Raw genomic sequence first — 6287 nt, 5'->3', positions numbered from 1 at the left:
TAGCGTAATAAAACCAAATACATTTTGCTGAAAACTACTTAAGATAAGCATTTTTATACTTAATAAATAGATCCAAATTATTAAAGTAACAGTTAAAAAATGAAACTCATTTGCGGAGTTAAAAAATTTTTTAAGAATTTAGTTTATAAAGTTGAATACATTTTAATAGCGATAGTACGATTTAATGGTGTCCATAGGTCACCATTGATAGTTTGCTCAAAATAATCGAAATTTTACGGCGGGTTTGTAAAAAAAAGAGTGCGGGATGATTTTTAGAAAAGAAAAAGTGAAAGGTGAAAATAGAAAAATAAAAGGCTGCTACATTGAGTCATTTACGAGTCACATTATAATTGCGAAATAAAGTGAAATAAAAAAGACACGTATAATGATGAAGTATCATTTTATCTTTAGGTTTATATTTAAACTATGCTATTTAGGCTTCGTATTGATATTAAACAGCTCTTTAGTGAGAGTGGTTAATTCTTTGCCTTCAACATAAAATTGAAGTAACTCTATAGGGTCTTGATAGTGACAATGTATTGGAGAATATTCTGACAAACAATCCATTTCTGATTGTATTGTTTGTTCTCTATCAGCTACATGTGCCGATTTAAGAAAAGGTTCCTTACCTGGGAAAATAAAATGATTGGAAATAACTGCATCTTCACCTTCTAGTTGTGAAACAGCTTTTTGATAGTAAAATTGTTTAACCAAATCTGGCCAACCAGGTGCTGTTTTAGGAGAACTTGCTTCATAATATTTAGCATCAACTACAGCGAATAATTTGTCTTTTTCATGTTTAAGGACAGTATCGGTCTTTTGCCCTTTTTGTGCCATTGTTACAAACTTGTCTTTTACCGTGCGATAAACAGGAACAGGTAATTTTTTATTGACAGGATATTTACCAACCAAACATTCATCAAGCATTGACTCCCATAGCGTGTGAAATTTACGAACTCCAATTAACACATCACTTACTGCCGTACCTTTTTCATGTCGCAGATACTTAATCAAACCTTTAATGAGAAAAATATCGCGTTCATAATAACTTAAGCAAAGTTCTCGCTCTAGATAAGCAATCTGGCTTCGCTTATCTCCAGTGGGAGCTTCTAATCTTAATAAACGTTCGTCAATAATATTAGGAGTATTAAATAGCAACTTCCCATAATTGATTAGTAATTCTCGAATTACTTGTGCATGAATTTTTGCTGTTTCACAATTAGCCATGTAACGAGATCGAGAAGTGCTCAAGTCTAAATAAACAGGACTACCATTAGAGGGAAAGGCTGTGCTTTTTGCGATCGTACGGGACCAATTGACCTTTCCTATATTAATGGTCTGTTCTTTGATTCTGCGTACATATAAACCGTTAATACGATAATCATCAAGTAATTGAGTTATTTGTAAAAAAGTCCTGCCACCAATGACAGTATCACCTTGCTCTTGAGAATAAATGCCACTTTCTTTATTGCGAAAGTATTTAAGCAACGCTTGTAATAAATAGTAGCCAGGCATGTTTAAATCACTTTCATGGTAGCTATGATTTCTAGGGAGGAATATAGCTAAATTAGTCCCATAGCAAAGTAGACCACAAAAATGGATTTTTACATCATCAATAGCGACAAGACCGTACGAACGCATAACTGACAAAATTTCTTCCGGTATGTTTTTTAAAAAACTACGGTCACTAAAATAGGTAATATTATTCACTAATATTCTCTTTTTTTGATCCTGCTAATATAACTTCTTCACCATTGTCTTTGATGGCCTCCTCAATTTGTGAATTAAATATAGGTAGGTCAGATTGGAAAGCGTTAGATAAATCACCGAAAGTTTTATAATTTGGGGCAAATAATTTTGTATGTCCTAAATGGCGTAGAACATCATCCCAGAGGTAAACGAATAACTTACCACTTAAAGTATCTTTAGTAGCTTCTTCATCTTCCATTTCATTTTGATTTAAGAAAAATGGACCTAGTAATCGATCCTCTGCAACACTGCATTCAATCAACGTTTTATTAATAATTTGTGCGAAACTGGACCAAGAAATATTGTAAACGCCATTAGTAGTTGAAATTAGGAATGTATTCTTAGGCACGTCTACATTATTAAAATCAATTTTTATGTACTTAAAGCTCCAGCGCCTTTTAAATGCAGTATCCATAGGCATAACTGCTTGGTCACTGCTGTTCATTGTCGCTAGTAAGGATAAGTTAGCTGGGATGAAAAGCTTTGTAATGCACTTATCAGCAGATAATTGACTATTTATATAGTCAAGCATATCAGGGTCTGTTGCATCAATTTCGTATTTACTCGCTCCATTTTCTCTATCAAGTAATTGAAATAATTCACCAAAAACAGCGGCAGCTGGGGCTCTATTAATTTCTTCAATAATTAGATACACATGCTCATTAGGAGAGTTTAATGCTTGGACTAAAGCTTTAGTAAAAGAGCCCGGTCGAAACTGATAAGTAATTTGGCGTTTAGAAGAGTCATTAGGATCTTCTTCCATTTTCGGTTTCAATGAGCCGACAAAATCACTGTATTGCGTATCTGGGTGGAAAACAGTTATCACTTTTTTACTACTAGCAGTTTTTTCATTAATTATATGACTTTTGCCTGTGCCTGGAGCACCATAGAAAATAATATTATTACCTTTAATACTGGAGTATGAATTTTCTAATGTGATGGTCTCATTAACTGTATCCATAGACTTATCAACATTGTCTGAAAAATATGCAACATCATGGTTCATTGATGAAAAGTATTTTACAAGCTCTGGTGAATTACTAAATGTTTTTACTATTGTTTGTAAGCGTGCTGAGTTTGCAACAATTACCCTCGCTGCTAAACAAAATGAAGACTGAAATACATCTGTTCGCTCTAATGTTTTCCCTTTAGTTTGTTCACTTATTTTGAGTGGTTGAAACCACCAGTCTCGATCAGTGAGGAGCTTTAAAAACAACTGAAGATCATCGTTATCTAAATTTTCTTTTAAGTATTTTAAAGCCTGAATTCCAATAGGACTGGTAAAATCTTCATGTTCTGACGGTAGCTTTTTTAAATATGAATCTATATCTTTGGAAGTATAGGAAGGTATGCCCTTCAGATAGGCTTTTAATTCATTTGTAATGGATTGGTACTTTGTCAGTTCACTTTCTAATGGATAAAAAGCATAAGCATACCAAAGCAGCGAGGACGGTAAATCTGTCTTAAGCTTACTTTCAGTAGTTATAGTTATTGAATATGGTGATACTTCAAATAGAGATTTTCGTTCTATTTCTGACAATTCTTTTTTTAATAATTTGGCTAAGAACGGATCTATACGCACATCATTTTTATGGGGCAAAGCATCATATGTCGCACGACATTCTTGAATTACTTGATTTAGGTCTTTTAACATAGTGTTCCTTGCCTGTCTTAATATACAGTGATATAGTCTCCGGGTTAAAAACCGGATAAGTAAAGTGAAGTATGAAAGTAGATAATAAAATCAATAATATATCAGAATTTATAAAAAAAGAACGAGAAAAACTCGGGTTAGGACGCACTCAATTTGCTAATTTATTAGGAATGCCCTCAACTGGCGAGAGAACTATAAGAGGTTGGGAAAATGGAGAGCACGTCCCCAGTAAAAAGAAATTGGAAGATATTAATGCATTAAAATCAAAAATCGATAATTTTTTAGAGAATGCTCCATTTAAATATAATGGCACCTTAGAAGGTGATTTTAAATTTATTGATTTATTTGCAGGTATTGGAGGAATACGCTTACCATTTCAAAAATTGGGTGGTAAATGTGTATTTACTTCTGAATGGGATAAATTTGCTCAAAAAACTTATTTAGCGAATTATGGTGAAATGCCAAATGGGGATATTACTCAAATTGAAGCGAAAGATATTCATCCAAATGAAAAATTTGATTTGCTGTTAGCTGGATTTCCCTGTCAGTCATTTTCACAAGCAGGTTTAGGTAAAGGTTTTGATGATACTCGTGGGACTATGTTTTTTGAAATTCAACGAATACTTGCAGAAAAACGCCCTAAAGCTTTTTTACTTGAAAATGTAAAACAGTTAAGAGGGCATGATAAAGGGCGTACTTTAGAAACAATACTATCAATTCTTCGCGGAGAACATGAACAACAAGTTTCTGATGATATTCCTATGAGTGAAGAAGCAAGAAATGCCCTTTCTCAAAAGCTTAATTATAGTGTTGATGTAAAAGTGTTAAGGGCGGGGGACTTTGGTGTTCCACAAAATAGAGAACGTATTTTTATTGTTGGATTTGATAGAGACCACTTTGGTGACGATATAAATTTTAATGATTTATTTAAATGGCCAGTTGGTTCAAAAGAATTAACCAGAGTCGGCGACATCCTTCAGTCAGATAAGGAGCTTATAGCAGATTTTGAGAAATTCAATAAAGATAGGTTTACTATTTCAGACAGGTTATGGGCAGGGCATCAAAAAAGAAAAGAACAACATAAAACTAAAGGTAATGGCTTTGGATGTACTGTAAATAATAGAGATGACGTTTATACAAACACAATTAGTGCCCGCTATTACAAAGATGGCTCTGAAATCTTGATTAACCAAGATGAAATATATAAAAATCCAAGAAAATTAACTCCAAGAGAGTGTGCTCGGTTACAAGGTTTTCCTGAAGAATTTATCGTAGATTCAGTATCTCAGGGGCAAATATATAAACAATTTGGAAACTCTGTTTGCATGAAAGTTATTGATGCTGTTGCAGAGGAAATAGTTAATACATTGAAAAAATTTGAGAAAAACACATAAGAAGTTTTATACATATATAAAAAAAGCCGAACATAAGTTCGGCTTTTTTAATGTAACTAAAAAGAAACTTACGCTTCTTCGTCCGCTACAACTGGACGGTCTACAAACTGGATGTAAGCCATTGGAGCTTTATCGCCAGTACGGAAACCACATTTAATGATACTAGTGTAACCACCAGGACGAGTCGCGTAGCGAGGACCTAGTTCATTAAATAATTTTGCCACTACTGCATCATCACGAAGACGAGCAAATGCTAAACGACGGTTAGCAACGCTATCCACTTTAGCTAATGTAATTAATGGCTCAATTACACGACGCAATTCCTTTGCTTTAGGCACGGTAGTTTTGATAACTTCGTGCGTAGCAATAGAGATTGCCATATTACGAAACATAGCCTGACGGTGGCTGCTGTTTCTGTTAAGTTGACGTCCACTTTGACGATGGCGCATAACCTAATCCTTATTATTCGTGAATCGGTTTTAGACTAATCTTCAATTAAACTTGCTGGTGGCCAATCTTCTAAGCGCATGCCTAGAGATAATCCACGAGAAGCAAGTACATCTTTGATTTCAGTTAAAGACTTCTTACCTAAGTTAGGTGTTTTTAGAAGCGCAACTTCAGTACATTGTACTAGAGAACCGATATAATGAATCGACTCTGCTTTTAAACAATTAGCAGATCGAACAGTGAGTTCTAAATCATCTACTGGGCGTAAAAGAATTGGATCAAATGCAGGTTTTTCTTCTTCAACTGGAAGTTGTACTTTTGTTCGTAAATCAACAAATGCGTCTAATTGCTCAGCTAAAATTGTAGCTGCGCGACGAATTGCTTCTTCAGGCTCTAAAGTACCATCTGTTTCCATATCGATAATAAGCTTATCTAAATCGGTACGTTGTTCAACACGAGCTGATTCAACACTGTAGGCAATACGCTCAACAGGACTGAAAGTCGCATCTACTAATAGACGACCAATTGGACGCTCATCTTCTTCGCTATGAATACGTGATGAAGCTGGAACGTAACCGCGACCTGATTCAATTTTAATACGCATGCTGATTTCAGCGTTGCCTGTTAAATTACAGATCACGTGTTCTGGATTGACTATCTCTACGTCACCATCATGAATGATGTCGCCTGCTGTAACAGGACCAGCGCCAGATTTAGTTAAACTAACTAAAACCTCATTTTTACCTTCAAGTTTTACAGCTAGACCTTTAAGGTTAAGAAGGATCTCTAGGATATCTTCTTGCACGCCTTCTTTAGTGCTGTACTCATGTTGTACACCATCAATTTCAACTTCTGTTACCGCTGTGCCTGGCATAGACGATAACAAAATACGACGAAGCGCATTACCTAAAGTGTGGCCAAAACCACGTTCTAGTGGCTCAAGAACCACCTTAGCTCTAGTTGTTGAAATTTGTTCGATATCAACTAATCTTGGTTTTAGAAAATCAATTACAGAACCCTGCATTTATGTCCTCTCTTAAAAA

Annotated in this window: 5 protein-coding genes; 1 reads left to right on the top strand and 4 read right to left on the bottom strand. The window is 34.8% G+C overall.

The window, feature by feature from the left end; translation table 11 throughout:
* Positions 1 to 429: 429 nt before the first annotated feature.
* Both MT390_RS19600 and MT390_RS19595 read right to left on the bottom strand, forming a co-directional pair.
* Complete coding sequence (locus MT390_RS19600) at positions 430 to 1710, bottom strand: LlaJI family restriction endonuclease (protein WP_499442892.1); 1281 nt, start codon at positions 1708 to 1710, stop codon at positions 430 to 432.
* Positions 1703 to 3403, bottom strand: coding sequence for an McrB family protein (locus tag MT390_RS19595; protein ID WP_499442890.1), 1701 nt, complete (start codon positions 3401 to 3403; stop codon positions 1703 to 1705). The genes MT390_RS19600 and MT390_RS19595 overlap by 8 nt, the downstream gene beginning before the upstream one ends.
* 71 nt (positions 3404 to 3474) lie before the next feature.
* On the opposite strand from MT390_RS19595, the gene MT390_RS19590 reads away from it, so the two are divergent.
* Positions 3475 to 4797 (top strand): DNA cytosine methyltransferase, encoded by a 1323-nt coding sequence (locus MT390_RS19590; protein WP_499442889.1) that lies wholly within the window; start codon positions 3475 to 3477, stop codon positions 4795 to 4797.
* A 68-nt stretch (positions 4798 to 4865) separates the two neighbouring features.
* Here the strand turns inward: MT390_RS19590 and rplQ are convergent, their stop codons facing one another.
* The gene (gene rplQ, locus MT390_RS19585; RefSeq protein ID WP_299669098.1) at positions 4866 to 5246 is read right to left on the bottom strand and encodes a 50S ribosomal protein L17; all 381 of its coding nucleotides are present in this window, start codon (positions 5244 to 5246) and stop codon (positions 4866 to 4868) included.
* A gap of 35 nt (positions 5247 to 5281) precedes the next feature.
* Positions 5282 to 6268 carry a DNA-directed RNA polymerase subunit alpha gene (locus MT390_RS19580; protein ID WP_299669095.1) on the bottom strand — a complete coding sequence of 329 codons (987 nt, stop codon included), beginning with the start codon at positions 6266 to 6268 and terminating at the stop codon, positions 5282 to 5284.
* Positions 6269 to 6287: the final 19 nt, after the last annotated feature.

This window comes from Vibrio sp. 2-Bac 85, assembly GCF_037546705.1.
Taxonomy (GTDB): domain Bacteria; phylum Pseudomonadota; class Gammaproteobacteria; order Enterobacterales; family Psychromonadaceae; genus Psychromonas.
Note: the sequence above shows the minus strand (reverse complement) of the source record. Positions and strands in the feature narration are given on the sequence as shown.